Here is a 22,198-nt window from a genome sequence, read left to right on the forward strand (position 1 = left end):
TATAAATAGAGCGCGCTCATAGCTGAATCAGTTTGCTAATATATGGACATTTTCTATAAACACAAAAAAGCCAGCAACTTAGTACTGGCTTTTTTTTATTCCAAACATCTGAAAATATTATTTATTTTGTTGACGTTTTAGATAGTCTTGAATGCTATTGGTTTTGGTTTTCGCCTGCTCTTGAGGCGCGCTTGAGCGAGTAGCACTAGCCGTTTCTTGATACATCTGAGCTTGCGATTGCTTCTGGCTGTTTAAAGCACTGGTATGCACGTTAGGGTCAACAGGCTGAGTGCTATTGACAGAAGGAACTGGTGCCTCGACTACTTCTGGCTCTTGCCCAGCGTTTTCATCTAAAGTCAGACCCGTTGCAATAACAGTGACATGTAAATCATCACCCATTTTTTCATCAATCACTGAACCATAGAAAATATGTGCATCGTCAATATCTGTAATTTCTTCGACAATAACACTGATTTTGCTCATCTCATCCAATGAGAGTGATTCAGAAGAAATTACGTTAACCAATAGACCTTTTGCATTTTCTAAACGCAAGTCATCAAGTAATGGTGATCTGATGGCTTTCTCAGTTGCTTGACGCGCACGATCATCACCGCTAGCACGGCCGATACCCATCATCGCATGACCTTTGGCAGTCATAGCAGTGCGGATATCGTTAAAGTCGATATTGATCATACCTTCACTAGCGATAGTTTCAGCAATACCTTGAACCGCATGTAATAACACATCATCCGCTTTTTTAAAGGCATCTTGCATAGAGATATTGCCATAGACACTCATCAACTTATCATTCGGAATCGTAATGATAGAATCAACAAAGTTAGTCAATTGTTCAATACCAGCTTTAGCAGCCTTGATACGTTTGCCACCTTCAAACTTAAATGGCGTAGTCACGACGGCAACTGTCAACACTTCCATTTCTTTAGCAATACGAGCAACCACAGGCGCTGCACCTGTACCCGTACCACCACCCATACCAGCAGTAATGAACACCATGTCTGAATGCTCGAGTAATGCACGGATGGCTTCTTCTTCGCTTTCTGCTGCTTCACGCCCAACTTCTGGGTTCGCCCCTGCGCCCAAACCGCGATTCGTTTTTGCGCCAAGTTGCAATTTATGCGGTGCAGTTAAACGATCAAGCGCTTGTTTATCCGTATTAGCACAGACGAACGTTACACCTCTAATCCCTTGTTGTACCATATGTTCAACCGCATTACCGCCACCACCACCAACACCGAATACAGTGAAGCTTGCTTGGCCGTTATTTTGAGGCTGGTTATCATCTGGCATGGTGTATTTTGACATAAAAAGGTTTCTCCAGTTGCAGATAGCGTGATGGTCGATACTTGGTAACACACTTATATGGCGCGCTATCGACTTACTATATATAATTGTATTTAAATAAAACAGGGCAATGGCTTAGATAATTGTGCTAGCCAAAATATGCCAGTATGGTACAGGGTGTTACTTTTCGTATTCTTGCCTATTATATAGCTGTATACTCTTATGCTGCTTAATATAAGTATGTTTTGCTAACAGATTATAATATCTTTTTGAGTACACTAGCAAAACGCTGCCCTGCACTTTGAAAAACACCAGTGACTCGATTTTTTTGAATCGCTTCAGGCTCACTTTTTTCACTACGGCGAAACTGCTCGCTTTGACTATATAATAGTGTACCAAATGCCGTTTGATAAGCACGATCATTTACTTGACTGTTTAGCTGCTTAAATGACTCGTCATTATCAAAATGATTATGAGCACTAATAGCAGGATGAGTGTTGGTTAATACTACGGGCATTTTGAGCAATTTTTTGGTAAAGGGTATCATACCTTTAATCGCTGTACCGCCACCTGTGAGTACGATACCTTTGTCGATATAGCCGATGAGATCAGCCTCATGCAATTGACGAGCAACTTCCGTAAATATCTGCACATAGCGCGCCTCTATAATGCGGGCTAGATTATAGATACCAATATTAATCTCGTCACCTGTTCCTTGCGGTTTAAAGATAAAGAACGAGCTAGGATCGACACTATTGACATCGACAGTACCATGGGTTTTTTTCAGCTTTTCAGCTTCAATCATGGAAATACCAAAATCAGCTGAGATATCCATCGTCACTTCGTGGCTGCCTGTCGCGATACAATGGGTAAATATGAGCTTGTTTTCTTTATAAACGCAAATACTGGTCGTACTAGCACCAATATCTACCAAACAGACCCCTTGCTGGCGCTCGTCACTCATCAAACTATATTCAGCACTCGTCACTGCATCAAATACAATGTGGTCAATACCAACATCACAGCTTTGCAGTAATTTTTGGATATTCTGACGACTAGCAACGGGCATCATCATCATGTGATACATCACAGTAATATTATGCGCCATCATTTCGATCGCATCATCCACCATGAAATCTTGATCATCAACATAGATACCCTGCTGACAGCAATGCATTAGATAGTAGTCTGATGACAGATCGCGTGACTTGGCATTAGACAACGCCTGCACCATATCTTTGGCACGTACCGCCTCATCTTCTACACGTACCTCGCCTGCACTATTTTTGCTCGATAATTCCGGTGTCGCTAAGGTCAACCACACACTGTGCACGCGGCAATTGGCAGTATCTTCTGCTTCTTGAATGGCTTGTTTAATAGCACCTTGTAGACGTTCACGGTGTTTTATTTGACCTTGGTAAAAATCGCTATTTTTGACTTGTCCCACGCCCAGAATACGGATGTCTTTTGCAGAGACAACGTTACCAATAACGACATAGACTGCCGTGGCACTTAGATGGACAACAACCAGATTTTCAGTATTTTTCATGGTACCAGACAAATTATCGCTAAACAGGAGACCAAATGACGTCTCCATTAGATCATTAAAAAAAGCGTTATCAACACGCTATGATGTTGTATCTTCTGTGCTACAAACTATCAAAATAGCTCAAACTAAAATGCTAACCAGTTTTTGCTTATGCTATCTATCTATCTATCGTTATTCTGCTTCATCGATTTTTGGCTGTGTCATATCCCAAGCGATGGTAAAACCATTTTTATAGCGCAAATCTACAGACTGTATTTCGCCTCGACGCTCACTTAATTGATTGCCGAGCAGCTGACTCAAACTCAGCAACTTTTGCGCAGTATTCTCATTATCAACAATCACACGCAGTCCATTGTCAAAACGAATCAGCCAAGTCATTCTTGGTGACAGGATAATATCTTCGACTTGCATACCAAGTGGCGTATACCAGTCGTTAACTTGCTGCATCTGCTGCATGATAACTGGGGCTTGCGTTATCTCACCTTGTAAGGTGGCGAAGCGTTCTTGCGTCAGATCTTTACTATCAGCAGGGACAAAAACCGCACCTTTTGCATCCACTAAACGCTCTGTACCAAAATTAGCAACCGCCTGCTTAGGTAATGCGGTAACGACTATGCCCCGTTGCCAATCACGAGAAATACTGACCTGATCAACCCAAGCCAGACCCGTCGTAATATCTCTTAACGCTTGCAAATCAGAGGTAAAAAAGCTGCTTACCTTTTGTTGATTCATAACCTGTTGCAATGCGCGATATTGGGTAACTGTCAAACCCTGATTATTCACATGGATAGAAGCTGGCGGTGCATCACGCAACGCTTTTCCACCCATTATCAATATCAGTACGAGCAACCCTAGTACCAATACCATAAAAAAATATTTGAGCGAAGTCGGTACTTGGAACTTAGAGTTTGGGCGACGGGTTTTATCACTCATCAAGTCAGTTACCTCGTTGACAGTTTGAGCCATAACGACCTTTGTCCCTATATTTGCATAAAACTGATCATGCTATTTATAAATGTAACTCTGCATATTTTTGCAGAAGCCTATTAAGTTGACATATTATCAAAATATTTTACTAAAACGATTTATAGGATGACATTATGCTCATTTAAACGTAACATTTTTCTTAATTTATGAATAACTTATGGGCTATGTTCATAGAAAACAGAAATATCACTAAAACAGACCTATAATTACAATATTAACGTATTTTATGGTTAAACAATAGCTTAACCCCTACTAGTGACAACGAATTTACACAAGTTTACATGACGCTGTGGTATAGCAGCTCTAGTGATACATTAACCCGTTCTCGTCTAGTAGTATTCTCAGGCTATAAGAAAAATTTAACTCTAATCATTCATAAGTTTTATCACTGGTTTATTAAGACAGCTTATCAATGACAACTGCCTTAATAAATATCAATAGCATTATGAACAATACTAAAAAATGAGCAATGTTAAAAAGTAGCATTGCTAAATCACTGTTTAAGCAATAACTGCTATACCAGTCACTCTAATGTCTGCGCTAAAATATGCCAGCACAATGCATCAAAGTCCATACCTCGAGCCTTGGCTGCCATCGGAACCAAGCTATGGCTGGTCATGCCTGGCACTGTATTGATTTCAAGCAACCAGAAGTGACCTGCTTCATCTTGCATAGCATCGATGCGTCCCCAGCCTTTAGCATCAACGGCACGGAACGCTGAAAGGCTCAGATCTTGTAAATGCTTTTCGTCAGCAGCGCTCAGACCACAGGGAATGTAGTAGCTGGTATCATTACGATTGTACTTGGCTTCAAAATCGTAGAAGTTGGTAATATCAGCAGGTTCAAGACGAATGACTGGATAGGCTTCATCGTCGATAATGACGATTGTAAACTCGCGACCAGTAATCCAGCGCTCAGCCATAACTGCATCACCGCACTGTACCGCCGTTGCATAAGCCGCTGGCAACTCGTCAAGATTGTGGACCTTAGTCATACCAATACTCGAGCCTTCATGAACGGGCTTAATAATAAGTGGTAGACCTAGCATGTTGACCACTTGCTGCCAGTCAGTCTCAGCTGTTAACAATGAAAATGGCGCGGTTGCTAACCCACAACCTTGCCACAATTGCTTGGTACGAACCTTATCCATACCCAGCGCTGATGCCAGAATGCCTGAACCCGTCTGCGGAATATCAAACCATTGCAGCACACCTTGCAACAAACCATCCTCGCCGCCGCGACCATGCAACACATTGAACACGCGGTCATACTTGCGTAGCTCCGTGATGTCTTGATGCTTAGGGTCGAAATGAGTGGCATCAACGCCTTGGTTTTGTAGCGCCTGCAATACGGCAGCACCACTGTCTAACGACACGCTGCGTTCATTGCTACTGCCGCCATAGACAACCGCCACTTTACCAAACTGTCTGGCATCTTTTGCATCACTGGTCGTCGTGTTTAGAGTGGCATCATTGCTATCTAAATTATCTGAATTTTGAGTGCTGGTATTTTCTTTAGTATCAGTCGTCATGAAGATCGTTCCTAGAATTTTTTAGCTTACTTAATGTAAAGGTTATTGGCAGCCAAGTCGACAGCGATCTGCCCTACATTACCTGCACCTTGAGTAATGAGCATGTCATTGGCTTTTAATAAACGCTGCATGACAGGAGCTAAATTGTCCTTGTCAATAATCGTCGGTTCAACTTCACCGCGCAACCGAATACTGCGTGCCAATGACTTGGTATCAGCACCAGTAATTGGGCTTTCACCTGCTGAATATACGTCTAATAATAATAATTCATCAACGCTGGAGAGTACTTCGACAAAATCATCGAAGCAATCGCGGGTACGACTATAACGGTGCGGCTGAAACATCATTACTAAACGACGTTCAGGGAAGCTTTGACGTGCCGCTTTAATGGTGGCATCGACTTCTTTTGGGTGATGACCATAATCGTCAATCAATAAAACATTACCATCATCAAGACTGACAGAGGCATGCTGCTCAAAACGGCGACCAACGCCTTCAAATTTTTGCAGAGCGCGTTTGATCGCTTCGTCATCCACCCCTTCATCGGTCGCCATGGTGATAGCGGCAAGTGCGTTATAAACGTTGTGAGTACCAGGAATGTTGAGGGTCAAACGTAAAGGTTCACGGTCACGGCGCAGTACCGTGAAGTGAGTTTTCGTGCCTTCCGTCACCAAGTCGATGGCTTGAACGTCGTTAAAAGGCTCAAGTCCAAAGGTCAATACTGGACGACCTATATCATCAATCATGGCATACAATTCTGGGTCGTCACCGCAGACCACCGCCAAACCATAGAATGGCATGTTTTGTAAAAACTGGATATAAGCGGCTTTTAATTTATCAAAACTATTCTCATACGTTTCCATATGGTCTTGATCGATATTGGTGACAATCGCGGCCATCGGATGTAACGATAAAAATGACGCATCAGATTCATCAGCTTCTGCCACCAAGAAACGACTGCTACCCAGTGCAGCATTTTTACCAGATGCATTCAGCTTACCGCCGATCACATAGGTAGGATCGAGTTGCCCTTCTGCCATCATGGTAGTCAACAAACTGGTCGTCGTGGTTTTGCCATGAGCGCCAGCAACAGCGATACCGTGACGATAACGCATCAACTCGCCTAGCATATCGGCACGGCGTACCACTGGCAAACGTGCTTCTAATGCCGCTTTTACTTCAGGGTTGCTGCGATCAATTGCTGACGATACAACGATGACATCAGCATTGGCAATATTTTTGGAGTCATGACCGATCGCAATATCAATACCAATCTGCGCCAAACGTTTGGTCACTAAGCTCTCAGCAATATCAGAACCACTTACTTGATAACCTTGATTGTTCATCACCTCCGCGATACCGCACATCCCCGACCCACCAATACCGACAAAATGCAGATGCTGAATACGACGCATTTCTGGTATTTCAATCAAACGCTTAGGTAGAGCTTTCGCAGGGTTAGACATAGGGCTTCTCTTTATTAAAGGCTAATAAAATTTAGTGTATCAAAATAATTGGCAATAAAAACAGTCAGCTATACGAATTAGGCTACAGCGTTTGCCGGATAATATCAGCAACTTGCTTGCTCGCACTTCGATTAGCAAGGGCATGGCCTTTTTTGGCCATCGCTAGGCACTTCTCTCGATTAAGGGCAGCAAGCTCATTGCTCAAACGCTGTGCTGTCAACTCAGACTGCGGTAACAAAATCGCCGCATCGTGTGAGGTTAAAGTGCGGGCATTAGCAGTCTGATGGTCATCTACCGCATGCGGCAGCGGTACAAAAATTGCGGCAATACCAACGTTCTGGATTTCCGTAACCGTCAATGCGCCTGCTCGGCAAACAATAACATCTGCCCAATTATAAGCGGCGGCCATATCGTCGATAAAAGGCTGTACCACAAACTTGTGCATACTCAAGTCTTGCTCATCGTAAGCTGCTTGTGTGGCAGCCTCATTGTTACGCCCGCATTGATGACGCACTTCAAAAGGCTGATTGAGCAATGCCAGCGCTTTTGGCACAGTGTCGTTTAAGGCTTGTGCACCAAGTGAGCCACCCACGACCAACAATTTGAGCGGTGAGTTGTCATTAACATCATAACGCACCGTCGGTTCAGAGACACCAGTGATGGCATTGCGTACTGGGTTACCCACCGTTTCAAGCTTAGCATCCTGTGCACTATTGGCAAAGGTATCTTCAAATGCTTGCAGCACCTTGGTTGCAATCTTGGATAGGTAGCGATTACTCATGCCTGCAATGGCATTTTGTTCATGGATAATCAGAGGCGTATTGGTCAGACGTGCGGCGATACCGCCAGGCGCTGTCACATAACCACCAAAACCGATAACTATGTCAATTTGATTACTACGAATCACCTTTATAGCGGCCATCGTCGCTGACAATAAAGTCACTGGCAACTTCAATAAACGCCCGATTCCTTTACCGCGTAAACCCTGCATCTCAATCGCATGAAAAGGATAACCAGTCGGTGCCACCAAGCCATTTTCCATACCATTTGGCGTTCCTAGCCAATGAATAACCGCACCACGCTGAGTCAATTCCTCAGCCACTGCCAGCGCTGGGAACACATGCCCGCCAGTACCCGCGGCCATCATTAATATATGCGGTGCTTTCATGAACGCCTGCCTATCTTTTCTTTATTTATATGAAGGACTTATTATCCTATGATCATCTTAGTCATCAGCCAATAATGACCCTATAAAATCTCGCATAGTATAGTGTAAATCGTTGGCTGATATATAGCAATTTATGCACTGTCAATAACAAAAATCCAAGCCGCGAGCAATCACGACTTGGCTTTTATAAATACTATCGAAAAATCATAAAAGCATCGTTTATAAATGACGTTTTATCGCCTTTTTATGGGCTATTAAAAGATGCTGTTTATCAATCTATCTTAGCACACTGTTTTTTAAGTATTGTGCGCATAGCTTAGTGATAAATCACTCTATCCTTACAGCGTTGCGCAAACTGCTAATTTATTTTCAATGGCGATGATAAAGTCTGTCGCGATGTCCGTACCACATTGGTCGTCAATCTCACGAACACAGGTTGGGCTGGTGACATTAATCTCAGTAATACGACCACCGATTAAATCTAGCCCGACAAACATTAGACCTTTTTCTTTAACAATCGGTGCGACTACTTCTGCCACTTGACGTTCGATATCGGTGAGCGGCATCGCAACACCGCTACCACCCGCAGCAAGATTACCACGGGTTTCGCCTTTGGTAGGAATACGCGCCAAGCTATAATCGACCACTTCTCCATCGACGATCAACACGCGCTTATCACCTTCCTTAATCTCTGGCAAATAGCGCTGCGCCATAATGGGTAGTGTCTCAAGCTCAGTTAAAATCTCAAGCGTGACGCCAATATTTGGACTATCTGTGGTCAAACGGAAAATCCCCGTACCGCCCATACCATCTAATGGCTTAACAATGACGTCTTGCTGCTCAGCGATAAACTTGCGAATATGCGCCTGTTTACTGGTCACAATCGTTGGGCTCATATAATCGCTAAACCACGTGGCAAATAGCTTTTCATTACAATCACGTATCGCTTGTGGGTCATTGACCACTAGCACACCAGCCGCTTTGGCATGATCAAGCATATAAGTGGCATAAATAAAACGCATGTCAAACGGCGGATCTTTACGCATCAACACCACGTCATAGTCGCTGATTGGCGCTGTCGCTTTACCCCCTAATGTATAAAAATCTTTAGGATCGCGCTTGACGGTCACTGACTGCGTATCAACCATCAGTTGCCCACGATTCAACCACAAATCATGAATCTGACAATAGCCAAGGCTGTGCCCACGGTCTTGTGCCGACCACATCATCGCAAGGGTCGTGTCTTTTTTATAATTAACTTGCTCGATAGGATCCATAATAACGAGTATATTTAACGATTTTTTTTGATTTGCTTGGCTCATAATAAGGCTCACTTACGTTATATTATTAATATAGAAAAGCTTCGAACTCAGTGCCCAACTATACGCCGTACTGCGCGCGATAATGTTGCATCTTGGCAAGTTGGGTCGCATCTTTATGCTGACCGCTTTGTACGCCATGGTCATCTGCCAAATAACTGATTAAATCATCGATATCGACGAGTGCACGCACTGGTACCTCTAATGTCGACGCTAACTCTTGAATAGCAGAATGCTCAGCCTGCCCTTTTTCTTTACGGTCAAGGGCAACGATAATACCAGCAACGCTAGCACCCGCTTGCTCTAAAATCTCAACCACTTCACGCATCGCCGTACCAGCGGTAATGACATCATCGAGTACCCAGACTGATTTACCACTAACGTCAGCGCCTACTAAGTTGCCACCTTCGCCATGAGTTTTGGCTTCTTTACGATTATAGCCCCACTTGGCATTGATACCATGATGAATCCATAAAGCTTGCGCGGTTGCTGCCACAAAAGGAATACCCTTATACGCTGCCCCAAAGATCACCAGCTCCTGCTCATCTGTACCGTTATGACTAGCAGCCACTTGCTCAGCCAAGGCATCAGCATAACCACACGCGAGCAACGACAACATCTCACCCGATGCCAGCAAGCCTGCATTAAAAAAATACGGACTGATGCGACCAGACTTGAGGACAAACTCGCCAAATTTGAGAACTTGATTGTCTAAAGCCAGTTGGATAAATTGATGTGAGGAAAAAGAAGGGTGTTGCGCATTAGGCATTGAGGCATTAAGCATGGAAGCGTTCCTATTGACAAAAAGAAGAGCAAAAAATTGGCGTTATTGTACGCATTATTGATCAACTTGACCAACCATTGATGTCGTAATCCTGCATGTTAGGATAACGAGTCAATAGGCCACTACGCGACGATATATTAAAATAACACTGATCATCGGCACGTACTTGAATGTCCCAGCCTAAATGATACGCGGCAACAATAACATGTCCTGTGAAAATGCGTATTTGACGGTAGGCATGGCGCTGCGATGGCTCACAAATGATTTGACTCAGCAGATAACTGCGAATGTGCTGACAGATTTGCGCGGCGCTGTAGCGGTGATTGATACTTTTGCGTGTCTCGCACTGCCTCAATGCATGGACAGCGACGCTACACGCCATAATGTCAGTAGCCAAACTGCCCTCGCCTGTCTCAAATTGCTGCGGCTGCAACACTACCTGCCAATCTTCGGCATAAACACTATTGAGCAACTCATCTGGGTTATAACGTTTGGTCAATGCACGGAAAGAAGCCTGTTTGTTTTTAGCATTATTACTAACGCTCGTATCGGTACTTACAGAAGAGCCATTCAGTGCAAAACCGTAACGATGCAGTTTTGGATAAGCACGAAGCGCCTGCTGAATATCAGCCATGTCGAGCAAAGTCATACCATGTAATGATGATAATAATGGTTGCGTGCTGTGATTGTGATAAAAGCTGTCTGGAAAATCGACAAGCTCTGCTGCCCTCAGTAATGACAGATGCTCGCCCAATACTTCTGAAGCAATCAGCGCCCATTTTGACAAGCTGTGTTCTTTAGGCTGATAAAAACGCGCAGAGCGACCATAAAGTCGTTGCAATTGACCATTTAATCGCCTAGCAGGCTCTGGAATATCGCTCAAGGGTCTGGCAGGATCAAGTGCCAAGCGACTCGGGTCGAAATTAGGATGTACAATCGCAGGTTGGGTACTATCTGGCAAAATAGACGACTGCTCAGCATTGCCTTCTGAAATTGTACCGCCTGCTGCTGTAAGATCAGCACTGGGTAAATGAGTGTCAGAAGTAGAAGGCTGGGTCATGAAATCTCCATAAGCTATAAAATATAAAAACAATTCTAATTAAATCAAACTGGCATATTATTCTTGATGTTGTTCTTGATGTTGTTCTTGATGTTGTTCTTGATGGCGCAAAATATCACGGTAACCAGCTTGCCAATCAGGATATGCCAACCAAGCTAATGGAATATTACTGTGCAAGCGTTTTCCCGTAACCGCTACTTTTTTATCGTCAAGAGCAGGAGGCGTTTCATTGATCTGCTGACTTAACCAAACGCCCAACTCAAAAGTCGTGACTGGCGCGTAATCAGTAGCAATATAAAGGGGCTTGGGCGCATCGATAGTCAGTACGTTAGCGATGATAGCGACCAAATCGCGATCCATAATCCGATTGCTCCAATGCGCGGCTGCCACTGCTTCTTTTTGTGGCTCGCGGGCTTTACGCAGACGCATGAGACGCGCGCGTCCATAAATACCGCTTGGACGAATGATAATGGCTTTATCACCAAAACCTTGTTGTAGGACTTGTTCTGCTTGCAATATCACTTGCGATGCTTCACGCTCTGGCATCACAGGTACAGTATTTTCATCAATCCATTCGCCGTTATCTTGCCCATAAACACCCGTTGATGAAATAAAAACAATGCGTAAAAGGTTGGTGAGTTTGTCCGCAAGCGTTGTCAAATGCTGGCTAATTGCTAAGTAGCTATTATGATAGCCGCTGGTCGAATAATCATCGGGGGTAACGATAATTGCTATCGCCGTAAAATCTTGCAGCTGCTCAGCCGTCAGAGTCAATGCATCGGCTTGCATAAATTCAGCGTGATCATCCAAAGAGTAATAATTGCGCTCACCACGAGCCAAACCTGTGACATTTAAGCCGTCCTGTGCCAGCTGATTGCTAACTGGCAAACCAATATCACCTTGACCAATAATCAATAAATTTTGCGTACTCATCATTTATCCTTTATTCGAACGCCATTTCTAATGACTGCTTATACATCTTTTTAATAACCTATACATCTTTTTAGTAATAAGCGTTAAAAATAGCGTCTGTACGACAGCTGTACGTCTTCATTGGCATCAACACGATCTTGCCAATCATAATTAGCATTGATGCGTAATGCTTGTTTTTTATCGATATCATACTGCAGCCCTAATGTCGATATCGGCTGCCAATAATGACCACGTGAATTAGACTCATCGCTGCTGCCATGATACCAATATGGCAGTTGCAATTCAGCCTGAGCGCGTAACTGATTGTTAATCTGATAACGACAGCCTGCATTGACGCCAGCACCAACGCGAAAGCCTTTATTGATACCGCGCCCTGCTTGCGCTGTGCCGGACAAAAAGGTATAGCATAGCTGCGGCGGCATCTCGCCTGTACCTGTGCGAGGCGTACCAAATGCCCATGACCAACCTGATTCATAGCCCAAGCTCCCAACTAAATGATCGCGACCGTCTTGCTGGGAGCCATCATTCACACGCGTCGCCTCGATGCTAGCGCCCCACGTTTTGCCTTTTTTGGCAGAATTGACCGGATTAAATGACCGCCCACGAATCAATGTCACATTTTGCAAAACCACACTGTTTGGCTGATTGGCTGTGTCATTATCGGTGTCGTACAGGCGCAAAGTCGCAGATGCGCCTTCTAAGTCGAAAAACTGTGGGAATCCTGAGGGACGATCGAGAATATCATGATAGCCCGCTCGTAAGCCCAAATCGATATAGTTATTATCACCGCGCTGCCCTAGTCCCATATGAGCCAGTTGCAGAGGATGTCTGTCTATTGGATTATTATCTGATACCGCTATATTAGGCTGCAATAACGTCTGTCCATCAGCTGACATGCTCGAAACCGTATTGAGTTGGGCAGATTTAACCTCATTAATCGTCTGTTTTGCGCTGTTGTGATAGCCGAATTGCTCGCGCTGCTCTTTGACCTTATTCAACTGCGCTTGGCGTAAAGTGCTATCAGCAGGAGTATAGTTGGTGCTGGCAAGTAAGCCTTCATCATCAAGCAACTGCACGACATCTGAAGGAATAACCGCATAAGGCAGCTGACTCAATAAGTGCTGCTGCGGACGCACCACATCAATTAAGCGTAAAATCTCAGACGCACAGTTATCTGTGGTGAAGTAATACGGCAATTTTAAATCTTTGGTTTCCCAAACGTGCAACATAATCTGCTGCACTTCCGCTGGTGTCAAATCCAATTGATACGTCCATGCGTCCCGCTCGTCTTCTTGCAGATACTTGGCCAGCCTTGCTGGATAAGGATCAATTTCTATTAAATTATCATAGCGACCAGTCATTGACTTGATGGCATACACCACAAAATTGTCTTTTGGATTACCACCAACCGTATAATTCAACGCAACCGCATGATGAATTTGGCTCGGATCAGCCACACTGGCTTTTGAGTCGATACGCAATAACGTATGAGCAAAGGCCGATAAAGGGTTGTCTAAATACTCTTGGGCAAACATGATAGATAGCTGTTCAGGGGCAATCTTCTGCATCCATTCATTCAATTCAGGACAGTCAACTTGTAGCGCCGTTTTATCAATGTTTAATGTATCGGTCAACCATTGTGAACGCGCTGGAAAACGGCATAATACCGAATTGTTGGCAGTATTTTTTTTGACAGTACGGTTATTCGTCGTCGCTACCTCATTAGCGAGAGCGACGAGTAATGCATCTAGCTCTGCAGCTGAATCATACTGTCCATTCTTACTTAAAAAAAAGTCAGCCTCATCAACCATGCTGGTGTCTTTTTTCTTACCAATCAAATTTTTTTGATCATCAAAGAAATATAATAAACGTCGCCATGTCGTATGTTGGGCTAAGTTTTGTGTTGCTGCTTGCTCACGCCACTTGGCTAATAATTGCTCAACGTTGCTTTTTTCTAGCCCTTGGGTATCTTCTGGAACGTCATTATTTGGCGTATTATTAGCGATTGCAGCATCTTGCGGCGTAGGCGCTAATGCCTCTGTCGTTACTAATGATGATGGGGTTGGCAAAAAAGCTTGCGTTTGTGCAGAGAGTAGCAATCCTGCAATAGCAAGTGGTAAACGCGATCGTTGACTCATAGTAGTTAGGGTACAATCTACAGATAAAAAATTAGGCTTTAGAGACATGGGATAAACCTCGCACGTTATTATTCATACGCCGATAGCGTGATTGATGGCTGGTTGATAATGCCGATTGGATCGTCCACTGAAATAATCTCAAAAACCATATACGAGCCAGATCATTGAAATATCTTAGTCAAAGTGGCTGTTATCAAAGTTGTTACTATCAAAGCTACTGTTATCAAGGTAGCTATTATCAGACTGGCTATTGATTGATAAAAATGGCTAGCAACTGACAATCAATGCACACTTATTAATATCATGATAAAAGAGAATATTATGTCCATAGCACCAATAACGATTAATGATGGCAGATTATCGGCAGCCACATACCTTGCGTCACCAAACTGCAATCTGCGACCAGCAGACATGAGTATTGATACTATTGTTATTCATAATATCAGCCTACCGCCGAACGAGTTCGGAGCGTCTGATGCTGACGGCATCCATTACGTTAAAGCATTATTTACCAATCAGCTAGACTGGGCGGCGCATCCCTATTTTCAAATGATTAAAGGCGCGGAGGTTTCGGCTCACTTATTCATCGAACGTGATGGCGCGATAACTCAGTTTGTTAATTTTAATGAGCGCGCGTGGCATGCTGGACGCTCTAGCTACTTGGGTCGCCCTGAATGTAATGATTATAGCATCGGTATTGAGCTTGAAGGGTCTGATTTTGTGTCCTTCACCGCCGCACAATATGAAGTACTTGCAAAAGTGGTCTGTGCCATTTATGCCGCCTATCCCAAAACTCGTCGTCATCTGACAGGTCATAGCGATATTGCCCCTGGTCGCAAAACAGATCCCGGTGATTATTTTGAATGGGCAAGATTGCGTGAGATGGTCGCCAACATTCTTGAGGGTTAAGTCGTATGGATAATTATTTTGTCAATCCTGCTAGAAGCTCTATTAACAATTAACTGTATGCATTATATTCCACATCCAATCCATTTATCTCGATTATGAAAATGCTATAATCCGTCAGCTTTTTGATAGCAGCAACTTAGTAGACAACCATCAGTAAACAACCTTCATTAAACAAATTAGCACAATAGGTTCTCATGGCAAAAAGTCGGTTATTTCGTTCAACCATGGTGGTCAGTAGTATGACCATGCTGTCTCGTATCTTAGGTCTGGTACGCGATGTCGTATTGTTAGGCGTCTTTGGCGCTGGTGGTCTGATGGATGCCTTTTTAGTCGCCTTCAAAATCCCAAACTTTTTGCGGCGTTTATTTGCAGAAGGTGCCTTTAGTCAAGCCTTTGTCCCTGTGCTATCTGAATACAAAGAAAAATATAGTTTGCAGCAGGTACAAATCTTAGTCAGTCGTACTTCAGGCGCTCTGTTGTTAATTTTGTCGATGCTTACCGTTGTTGTTATTTTAATGGCACCTTGGGTAGTGACTTTATTCGCGCCTGGTTTTGCGGATCAACCAGGTAAGTTTGCTATTACCGCTGAATTACTGCGTCTGACCTTTCCTTATTTGCTATTTATTTCTATGACCGCCTTTGCCAGTGGCATTTTACAAAGCTACGGACGCTTTGCTGCGCCTGCCTTTGCACCCGTATTATTGAACCTATGTATGATTGGTGGCGCGCTAATTTTTGCCCCTATGTTCGATGTTCCTATCATGGCGCTAGGCTATGCGGTCGCTATCGCAGGATTGTTGCAATTCTTACTACAGCTACCGCAGCTATGGCAACAAAAGCTGCTGGTCGCACCCAAGGTCGACTTTCAGCATGAAGGCGTTCGCCGTATTTTAAAACTCATGCTGCCTGCCATCTTTGGCGTCTCTGTCACTCAGATTAATCTGCTGCTCAATACCATTTTTGCGTCATTGATGATTGGCGGTTCGGTTTCTTGGCTGTATGCCGCAGAGCGTATGAGTGAGCTGCCGTTAGGCTTGATTGGCGTGGCAATCGGTACAGTCATTTTGCCAAGCCTATCAAAAAGCGAGGCGCAAAAAGACGATGTTAGCTTTAAAAAGACCATCGATTGGGCGGCACGCTTAATCATTTTAGTCGGTGTCCCTGCATCAGCAGCGTTGTTTATACTTGCCGATGTACTGATGCAAGCGCTGTTTTTGCGCGGTGAGTTTACCTTACGCGATGCGCAGATGAGTTCGCTCGCATTACGTAGTATGGCTGGTGGTATTTTAGGCTTTATGCTTATTAAAATCTTTGCCCCTGCTTTTTTTGCCCGTCAAGATACCAGAACACCTGTAAAAATCGGTATCATTTCTGTCTTTGCCAACATGATTTTTAGTGTCATTTTCATCGGTATATTTTATTTCTTAGAGATTCCACTACATGGTGGCTTGGCCTTAGCAACCACGGGCGCGGCCTTTGTTAACGCAGGCTTATTATATTACTTCTTACATAAACGTGATATTTTCCGCTTTGGCAGTCATTGGAAAAAACTATTCACCCAGTTTGCGATTGCGACCAGCGCTATGATTGGCGTACTTTATGTCATGCTGCCTTATTTCCCTAGCGATGATGCGCAGTGGCGACGTATCGCCGCTTTGCTCATTATGTGTGCCGTGGGAGCACTGGTTTATGGCGTGGTATTACTAGCCACTGGTTTCCGTCCGCGCCAGCTAAAGCATGGTTAAGCAGCTTCACTTACGAAACCAAAACAAGCTTAGTAAAAGAATGGATAGTGAATGATACGGATAGTTGCCATAATTAACTATTAACGAATAAATGAAATCTGAGGGCTAATAATGACAACCAAACGATCAACCTTGCTACGCTTACCAACCATCCTGACCGCTGGTGTACTTAGCACTGGACTGCTTTTAAGTGCTTGTACCGATAACGATAAGACAGCTAATAGTGCCGAAGATACGGCAGCCATCGCTGAAGGCATTTCTGATGAAAGCGTTGATGCTGAAAATAGCGCTGCTAATCAAACGTCAGCAGTGGATGCGAATAGCACAGTTGACAGCAAGCAGATGGCTGAGAGTGAGAGTGGTAAAGAGAAAACGGTTATTGATAGTGATGATATCAATCCAGTCACCTCTGCAACCAAGCAAAAGAGCCTCGTAACCAATCCCACCCAAGCTGGTACGCCGGAAGATACTGTCAAGCAAGCACTAGATAGCTTGTATTATGGCGAGGTAAAAGAAGCCGTTAAATATTATAAAGTAGATATGGCAAACTTCGAAGAAGAGCTGGCTAAAACCCAGTATGCCTTTCAGCAAACCGTCGATGGCGTCACTATTACCGATACTAAATACAGTGATGATAAAACCCGTGCCACCATCATTGGGGAGCTGATGCTAAAAGGACAAAGTGCGCCTGCACCGTTGACCTATCAGCTACAGAAGATAGAAGGTCAATGGAAGATCTTGGGTTAAGCTATTTTAGCTTACTTATCTGAAGCATCATCCGATGTCACCGCTTTACCCAGCATCACAACATCAGCGATAAAGCCCTGCATATCACACACTTTTGGCATATATCCCCATTGCTCAAAACCAAGCTTACGGAACAATCCTAAGCTTGGCTGATTGTGCGCAAAAATAAGCGCGATCACATTATGAATGCCTAGGCTTGGCGCTTGTGTCAACATCCAGCATGTCAATAAGCTGCCCAACCCTTGGCCGTGATAATCCTGATGCAAGTAGATACTAATCTCAGTGCTGATATGATAAGCCGGTCGTGCATATAAATCGCTAAAGCTGCCCCATGCAACGATTGTTGCTGTCTCTGTTTTCGCTGCATTCTTCGTGGCCTTATGCATCGCTTTTACCACATAAATAGGACGCGTCGGACTGTTTATATGCTCATCAAACCAATCTGCACGCTCTTCACAAGTCACTGGGGTGAGATTGGCAGTGGCTTGTTTACCTGCAATAGTCTGATTGTAAATCGCCAAAATCTCTGACAAGTCGTCTCTACTTGCACGCTGCACGACAAACTCATCCGTAAGATAGTGTTCTGACAAAACAGTTGGTACAGCATTTAAGGCAGCAACGGGCATAAGGTCTCCGTAATTATTAATTAATAGTCTATGAGTGATAATTGTTGCAAGATGATCCATCTATACAGAGGGTCATTACAGAAGCATGTGGACAAATATCACGGTATTTTAAGATGACAGAGCGGATAGCGCCATACTTTTATTGTCAGTAGACTATAGGATGTTAGTGTGGTCATTTTACTTTATAATGGCTGATTTTAAACACATTGATTTTGGTACGGGTGTGTTTTTTCTTTTTTATCCGGTCTTATCTATCATAGCTGAAAATTTATGAACACCTATTTTCTTGAGCAACTGATTGCCTCGCCAAGTAATTTGACTGCAAATACTAGTCCAGTAGATTTAGCGCCCTGTGTGCTCACTATCGGTAACTTCGATGGTGTCCATCTTGGTCATCAAGCGATGCTTGAACAAGTCCGTGATATTGCGCATGCACAAAATCTTGGTTCTGCTGTCATGATATTTGAGCCACAGCCTCGTGAATTTTTTGCGCCAGCCACCGCGCCTGCTCGCCTCACCAATCTCGCTGAAAAACAAGCTTTGTTAGCAGAATATGGCGTTGAGACCTTGATTGTGGCAGGATTTGATGCAGAGTTTCGCTCGCTATCCGCCCAAGCATTTGCGGATCTTTTAGCCCTGCGCTTAAATGTCAAAGCGTTGGTGTTGGGTGATGACTTCAAATTTGGTCATGACCGTACTGGCGACAGTCAGTTTTTGCGGAATTATGGCTTAGATGTGACCAATCTACATACCGTCATCGATGATAGTGGCAAAGCGGCACGTATCAGCTCTACTCGCGTTCGAGACTTACTATTGGCTGGTGATATTGACGCTGCTAATGCGCTACTTGGTCGCGATTATGCGATTACAGGAATGGTCGTTGGTGGCGATAAAATAGGTCGCACCATGGACTTTCCTACTGCGAATATTGACCTACAGCGTTTAAAACCTGCCCTGCATGGTATCTTTGCTGTTGATGTCGTCAGCCTCGACGAGGATGGGCAAGTGATTGCTGATGGCTTATCGGCACTTGCTATAGATGGCAAATCAGGTATCTCAGGATTACGTTCCAATAGCCTCTTTGGGACAGCCAATATCGGCACCAGACCCTCTGTCGATAAACAACATGATTGGCGTTTGGAAGTGCATTTCCCAGAATTAAATGCCGATTTATATGGATTAACTTTACAGGTTCGATTTTTGCATTATTTACACGGTGAACGACATTATGATGGCTTAGAAGCATTAAAAACAGGCATCCATAATGATGTGAAAGCATTGATTGAGTGGCGAGAGCAGCAGCCCAGTTAGGTTGCTATTAAGCTTAAATGCGGGCATCGATATTTATAATTTATAAAAAACCCACAGCGTTTATAACGTTTGTGGGTTTTTATTTAATAATTCTTTTTTTAATAGTTCTTTTTTCTAAGCATCTGGATGCATACGTACGTTTAAGTCATCGATGACCTCTACCCATTCCGCATCTTTTTCCCATTCTTCTTGTAGAAAAGCACGCTGATTGTCTGTCCAAATGCTCGCTTCTATCAACTTCTCTTCTTTATCCAACTGATTATTTTCAATAAAACTATCAATCGCTGCATCTGAGCTATCAAGTCCCAACTGTGCAAATAATTCATTCATATTGTATTCTGGTTCACCCAACATGTTTTTCTCCTTAAATGGTACGAGTGTCTTTGTGTTTATTATCTAAATTGACACATTTATTGTAGCAAGCTTTATTTTAATAGCTGTTAATCAACGTGTATCTAACGTTATCAATTGTATTTTGATAGGCAGACAAGACAAAAAAAAGCCCTCTACATTAGAGGGCTTTTTTAGATCAATTTCTATATAACAGTTTTATGACATGATGACATTGGCGGCTTATGGAAGCAGGTGTGCTACTGCATCACGTTCTTCGCTAAGCTCTTGCTCAGTCGCTGCCATTTTCTCTTTAGAGAAATTTGATGACACATCAACGCCATCTACGATAGACCAATCGCCGTTAGTGCACGTGCATGGGAATGAGTAGATTAAGCCTTTTGCGATACCGTATTCGCCGTTTGAATAAACGCCCATTGATACCCAATCGTTCTCATCAGTACCCAATGCCCACGTACGTACGTGTGCAATGGCCGCGTTGGCAGCAGAAGCGGCAGATGATGCACCGCGTGCTTTAATGATTGCTGCGCCACGCTGTTGTACTTCTGGGATATAAGTCGCTTCGTACCATTCGCGATCAACCAAATCTAACGCAGGCTTACCGTTGACAGTAGCAGCAGTCAGATCAGGATACTGCGTTGATGAATGGTTACCCCAGATGATCATTTTTTTCACGTCATTTACTGTGCTGTCAGTTTTGCCAGCCAACTGTGCCATGGCACGGTTGTGGTCTAAACGAGTCATCGCAGTGAAGTTACGTGGATCAAGATCTGGTGCATTGCGCTGAGCGATAAGGGCGTTGGTGTTGGCAGGGTTACCGACAACCAATACTTTTACGTCACGGCTTGCAACGTCATTCAATGCTTTACCTTGCGCTGAGAAAATCGCAGCGTTGGCTTCTAGCAAATCTTTACGTTCCATACCTGGACCACGCGGACGTGAACCGACTAGCAGAGCATAGTCAACATCTTTGAATGCAACGGTCGCATCATCAGTCTGCACAACACCTGCTAATAAAGGGAATGCACAATCTTCTAATTCCATGACCACACCCTTTAGGGCGTCAAGTGCTGGAGCGATTTCGAGCAATTGCAAAATAACTGGCTGATCTTTACCTAGCATCTCGCCAGATGCAATACGAAATAACATAGCATAGCTGATATTACCAGCGGCACCAGTGACGGCAACACGTAAAGGCTGTTTCATTGACATTGAATACTCCCTAATTATAGATTAGATAATTCATGATTCTGATTGATGGTTCTAATGGATGACTATCGTTGTAAATAGCGACTTGCCTACTGAATATAGCAGTCATAAACCGAGAGCTAGTGTAGCACTTCGTTCAGCAAATCGTCTAGAGACAATAAGACGCCGACCACCGATTATATTGTTACATTTTATACGGGAGGATTTTTATACCTACTGTAAACCTATATTGATACAGCGCTAGAAAGCGATAAAAGGCAGCTGATAACAGCATTGAGAAGCGCTACATACAGTGATATAACACTTAAGATAAGCGAATATTATTAGGGCGTGTCCTCAATTCAAACAATAAGCATTTAAATAGGCTAAAAAAACTATTTTCCACCCGAAATGACGAACTTACTGCCACAATTATTCACAACATTATGACATGTGCCAAATTCGCTCCCTTCATAACAAATATGGATATCCGTCAATGTTGATTGACGACGACTGCCCGCTTGGCAAATCAAATCAATACTGTTTGAGGACATACCACTATTAAGCTGGGTCATTTGACTGATAAATCGAGATTTAGAAACCGTATAGCTATTACCCGTATTAAGCTCGTTAGGCAGCTTTAATGCGCCAGCGTAATTGGTAATCTGGCGGAAATAACTACTGGCACTGAGCGGACTACACGCCCCATAACGCTGCCAAGCTTGGCTACGTACTGTCGTATCAGGCATGATACGGTTGACGACTTTTAACTGTAACGGTGTCAGACGTGGCTCACTACCACGTCCGCAGCGCTCACCATAGCCCATATCTAGACCTGACACTGTCAACGAATAACCCTCCAAGCATTGACGCATACGGGCACGCGTCGGCTGTATGCTACACAATGCTGGCGTCATCTCAATCATCAACACACGCTGTCCGCTCTTAACAGCGCTCGCGGCATGTACGGGCATCATCATAATGCCTTGCAACATCACTAATGCACCGATACTTAGCGTCGTATTTAGTTTATCCATAGATGTATTAGTTATCGAGCTTGATTGGTTTAAATCTGGCGTCAGAG

19 protein-coding genes are annotated in these 22,198 nt (G+C 43.8%); 4 read left to right on the forward strand and 15 right to left on the reverse strand.

All coding sequences use genetic code 11. From position 1 onward, the window contains the following. Positions 1 to 117: 117 nt before the first annotated feature. The 11 genes from ftsZ to JMX82_RS10475 form a co-directional block, all read right to left on the reverse strand. Positions 118 to 1,323: a cell division protein FtsZ gene (ftsZ, locus tag JMX82_RS10425; protein WP_045454113.1), complete on the reverse strand. Its 1,206-nt coding sequence runs from the start codon at positions 1,321 to 1,323 to the stop codon at positions 118 to 120. Positions 1,324 to 1,558: 235 nt separating this feature from the next. Continuing rightward, positions 1,559 to 2,851, reverse strand: a complete 1,293-nt coding sequence (ftsA, locus tag JMX82_RS10430) for a cell division protein FtsA (protein ID WP_198329470.1) — start codon at positions 2,849 to 2,851, stop codon at positions 1,559 to 1,561. A gap of 171 nt (positions 2,852 to 3,022) precedes the next feature. Beyond that, positions 3,023 to 3,817, reverse strand: coding sequence for a cell division protein FtsQ/DivIB (locus JMX82_RS10435; protein WP_201540478.1), 795 nt, complete (start codon positions 3,815 to 3,817; stop codon positions 3,023 to 3,025). 544 nt (positions 3,818 to 4,361) lie between these two features. Further along, positions 4,362 to 5,369 carry a D-alanine--D-alanine ligase gene (locus JMX82_RS10440; RefSeq protein WP_201540479.1) on the reverse strand — a complete coding sequence of 336 codons (1,008 nt, stop codon included), beginning with the start codon at positions 5,367 to 5,369 and terminating at the stop codon, positions 4,362 to 4,364. A 26-nt stretch (positions 5,370 to 5,395) separates the two neighbouring features. After that, positions 5,396 to 6,835: a UDP-N-acetylmuramate--L-alanine ligase gene (gene murC / locus JMX82_RS10445; protein WP_201540480.1), complete on the reverse strand. Its 1,440-nt coding sequence runs from the start codon at positions 6,833 to 6,835 to the stop codon at positions 5,396 to 5,398. Positions 6,836 to 6,917: 82 nt separating this feature from the next. Continuing rightward, a complete protein-coding gene (gene murG, locus JMX82_RS10450; RefSeq protein WP_201540481.1) occupies positions 6,918 to 8,003 on the reverse strand; it encodes an undecaprenyldiphospho-muramoylpentapeptide beta-N-acetylglucosaminyltransferase in 1,086 nt (361 codons plus the stop codon). A 338-nt stretch (positions 8,004 to 8,341) separates the two neighbouring features. Continuing rightward, positions 8,342 to 9,325, reverse strand: coding sequence for a glutathione synthase (gene gshB / locus JMX82_RS10455; RefSeq protein ID WP_201540482.1), 984 nt, complete (start codon positions 9,323 to 9,325; stop codon positions 8,342 to 8,344). A gap of 58 nt (positions 9,326 to 9,383) precedes the next feature. Next, positions 9,384 to 10,106 (reverse strand): orotate phosphoribosyltransferase, encoded by a 723-nt coding sequence (gene pyrE, locus JMX82_RS10460; RefSeq protein ID WP_413786770.1) that lies wholly within the window; start codon positions 10,104 to 10,106, stop codon positions 9,384 to 9,386. A gap of 61 nt (positions 10,107 to 10,167) precedes the next feature. Continuing rightward, entirely contained in the window at positions 10,168 to 11,166 is a 999-nt protein-coding gene (locus JMX82_RS10465; RefSeq protein WP_201540483.1) for a hypothetical protein, read from the reverse strand. A gap of 57 nt (positions 11,167 to 11,223) precedes the next feature. After that, positions 11,224 to 12,099, reverse strand: a complete 876-nt coding sequence (locus JMX82_RS10470; protein ID WP_201540484.1) for an SDR family oxidoreductase — start codon at positions 12,097 to 12,099, stop codon at positions 11,224 to 11,226. 83 nt (positions 12,100 to 12,182) lie between these two features. After that, the gene (locus JMX82_RS10475; protein ID WP_201540485.1) at positions 12,183 to 14,285 is read right to left on the reverse strand and encodes a DUF4105 domain-containing protein; all 2,103 of its coding nucleotides are present in this window, start codon (positions 14,283 to 14,285) and stop codon (positions 12,183 to 12,185) included. 273 nt (positions 14,286 to 14,558) lie between these two features. Here JMX82_RS10475 and ampD point away from each other — a divergent pair, with 273 nt between their 5' ends. From ampD to JMX82_RS10490, 3 genes are all read left to right on the forward strand, one after another. Further along, positions 14,559 to 15,146 carry a 1,6-anhydro-N-acetylmuramyl-L-alanine amidase AmpD gene (gene ampD / locus JMX82_RS10480; RefSeq protein WP_201540486.1) on the forward strand — a complete coding sequence of 196 codons (588 nt, stop codon included), beginning with the start codon at positions 14,559 to 14,561 and terminating at the stop codon, positions 15,144 to 15,146. Between the two features lie 194 nt (positions 15,147 to 15,340). Next, positions 15,341 to 16,891 (forward strand): murein biosynthesis integral membrane protein MurJ, encoded by a 1,551-nt coding sequence (gene murJ, locus JMX82_RS10485; RefSeq protein WP_055124723.1) that lies wholly within the window; start codon positions 15,341 to 15,343, stop codon positions 16,889 to 16,891. Between the two features lie 111 nt (positions 16,892 to 17,002). After that, a complete protein-coding gene (locus JMX82_RS10490; protein ID WP_201540487.1) occupies positions 17,003 to 17,638 on the forward strand; it encodes a hypothetical protein in 636 nt (211 codons plus the stop codon). A gap of 11 nt (positions 17,639 to 17,649) precedes the next feature. Here JMX82_RS10490 and JMX82_RS10495 read toward each other — a convergent pair whose 3' ends face one another. Then, complete coding sequence (locus JMX82_RS10495) at positions 17,650 to 18,264, reverse strand: GNAT family N-acetyltransferase (protein WP_201540488.1); 615 nt, start codon at positions 18,262 to 18,264, stop codon at positions 17,650 to 17,652. Positions 18,265 to 18,534: 270 nt separating this feature from the next. Between JMX82_RS10495 and ribF the strand changes: the two genes are divergently transcribed. Further along, positions 18,535 to 19,575: a riboflavin biosynthesis protein RibF gene (ribF, locus tag JMX82_RS10500; protein ID WP_045454085.1), complete on the forward strand. Its 1,041-nt coding sequence runs from the start codon at positions 18,535 to 18,537 to the stop codon at positions 19,573 to 19,575. 114 nt (positions 19,576 to 19,689) lie between these two features. On the opposite strand, the gene JMX82_RS10505 is transcribed toward ribF, so the two are convergent. From JMX82_RS10505 to JMX82_RS10515, 3 genes are all read right to left on the reverse strand, one after another. Beyond that, positions 19,690 to 19,929 (reverse strand): DUF2789 domain-containing protein, encoded by a 240-nt coding sequence (locus tag JMX82_RS10505; protein WP_045444148.1) that lies wholly within the window; start codon positions 19,927 to 19,929, stop codon positions 19,690 to 19,692. A 219-nt stretch (positions 19,930 to 20,148) separates the two neighbouring features. Then, entirely contained in the window at positions 20,149 to 21,138 is a 990-nt protein-coding gene (locus JMX82_RS10510; RefSeq protein WP_193837000.1) for a malate dehydrogenase, read from the reverse strand. A gap of 371 nt (positions 21,139 to 21,509) precedes the next feature. Then, positions 21,510 to 22,151 carry a hypothetical protein gene (locus JMX82_RS10515; protein ID WP_055124727.1) on the reverse strand — a complete coding sequence of 214 codons (642 nt, stop codon included), beginning with the start codon at positions 22,149 to 22,151 and terminating at the stop codon, positions 21,510 to 21,512. Positions 22,152 to 22,198: the final 47 nt, after the last annotated feature.

Source organism: Psychrobacter sp. 1044 (genome assembly GCF_904846525.1).
In the GTDB taxonomy this organism is placed as follows: Bacteria; Pseudomonadota; Gammaproteobacteria; order Pseudomonadales; family Moraxellaceae; genus Psychrobacter.

Bases quoted from the DNA above. Each gene is read 5' to 3' on its own strand.
- JMX82_RS10435 (WP_201540478.1), bottom strand. From the start codon at position 3,817: ATGGCTCAAACTGTCAACGAGGTAACTGACTTGATGAGTGATAAAACC.
- JMX82_RS10470 (WP_201540484.1), bottom strand. From the start codon at position 12,099: ATGAGTACGCAAAATTTATTGATTATTGGTCAAGGTGATATTGGTTTG.
- pyrE (WP_413786770.1), bottom strand. From the start codon at position 10,106: ATGCTTAATGCCTCAATGCCTAATGCGCAACACCCTTCTTTTTCCTCA.
- JMX82_RS10490 (WP_201540487.1), top strand. From the start codon at position 17,003: ATGACAACCAAACGATCAACCTTGCTACGCTTACCAACCATCCTGACC.
- JMX82_RS10515 (WP_055124727.1), bottom strand. From the start codon at position 22,151: ATGGATAAACTAAATACGACGCTAAGTATCGGTGCATTAGTGATGTTG.
- JMX82_RS10510 (WP_193837000.1), bottom strand. From the start codon at position 21,138: ATGTCAATGAAACAGCCTTTACGTGTTGCCGTCACTGGTGCCGCTGGT.
- murG (WP_201540481.1), bottom strand. From the start codon at position 8,003: ATGAAAGCACCGCATATATTAATGATGGCCGCGGGTACTGGCGGGCAT.
- JMX82_RS10475 (WP_201540485.1), bottom strand. From the start codon at position 14,285: ATGTCTCTAAAGCCTAATTTTTTATCTGTAGATTGTACCCTAACTACT.
- JMX82_RS10440 (WP_201540479.1), bottom strand. From the start codon at position 5,369: ATGACGACTGATACTAAAGAAAATACCAGCACTCAAAATTCAGATAAT.
- gshB (WP_201540482.1), bottom strand. From the start codon at position 9,325: ATGAGCCAAGCAAATCAAAAAAAATCGTTAAATATACTCGTTATTATG.
- ftsZ (WP_045454113.1), bottom strand. From the start codon at position 1,323: ATGTCAAAATACACCATGCCAGATGATAACCAGCCTCAAAATAACGGC.
- ampD (WP_201540486.1), top strand. From the start codon at position 14,559: ATGTCCATAGCACCAATAACGATTAATGATGGCAGATTATCGGCAGCC.
- JMX82_RS10495 (WP_201540488.1), bottom strand. From the start codon at position 18,264: ATGCCCGTTGCTGCCTTAAATGCTGTACCAACTGTTTTGTCAGAACAC.
- murC (WP_201540480.1), bottom strand. From the start codon at position 6,835: ATGTCTAACCCTGCGAAAGCTCTACCTAAGCGTTTGATTGAAATACCA.
- murJ (WP_055124723.1), top strand. From the start codon at position 15,341: ATGGCAAAAAGTCGGTTATTTCGTTCAACCATGGTGGTCAGTAGTATG.
- JMX82_RS10505 (WP_045444148.1), bottom strand. From the start codon at position 19,929: ATGTTGGGTGAACCAGAATACAATATGAATGAATTATTTGCACAGTTG.
- ribF (WP_045454085.1), top strand. From the start codon at position 18,535: ATGAACACCTATTTTCTTGAGCAACTGATTGCCTCGCCAAGTAATTTG.
- ftsA (WP_198329470.1), bottom strand. From the start codon at position 2,851: ATGAAAAATACTGAAAATCTGGTTGTTGTCCATCTAAGTGCCACGGCA.
- JMX82_RS10465 (WP_201540483.1), bottom strand. From the start codon at position 11,166: ATGACCCAGCCTTCTACTTCTGACACTCATTTACCCAGTGCTGATCTT.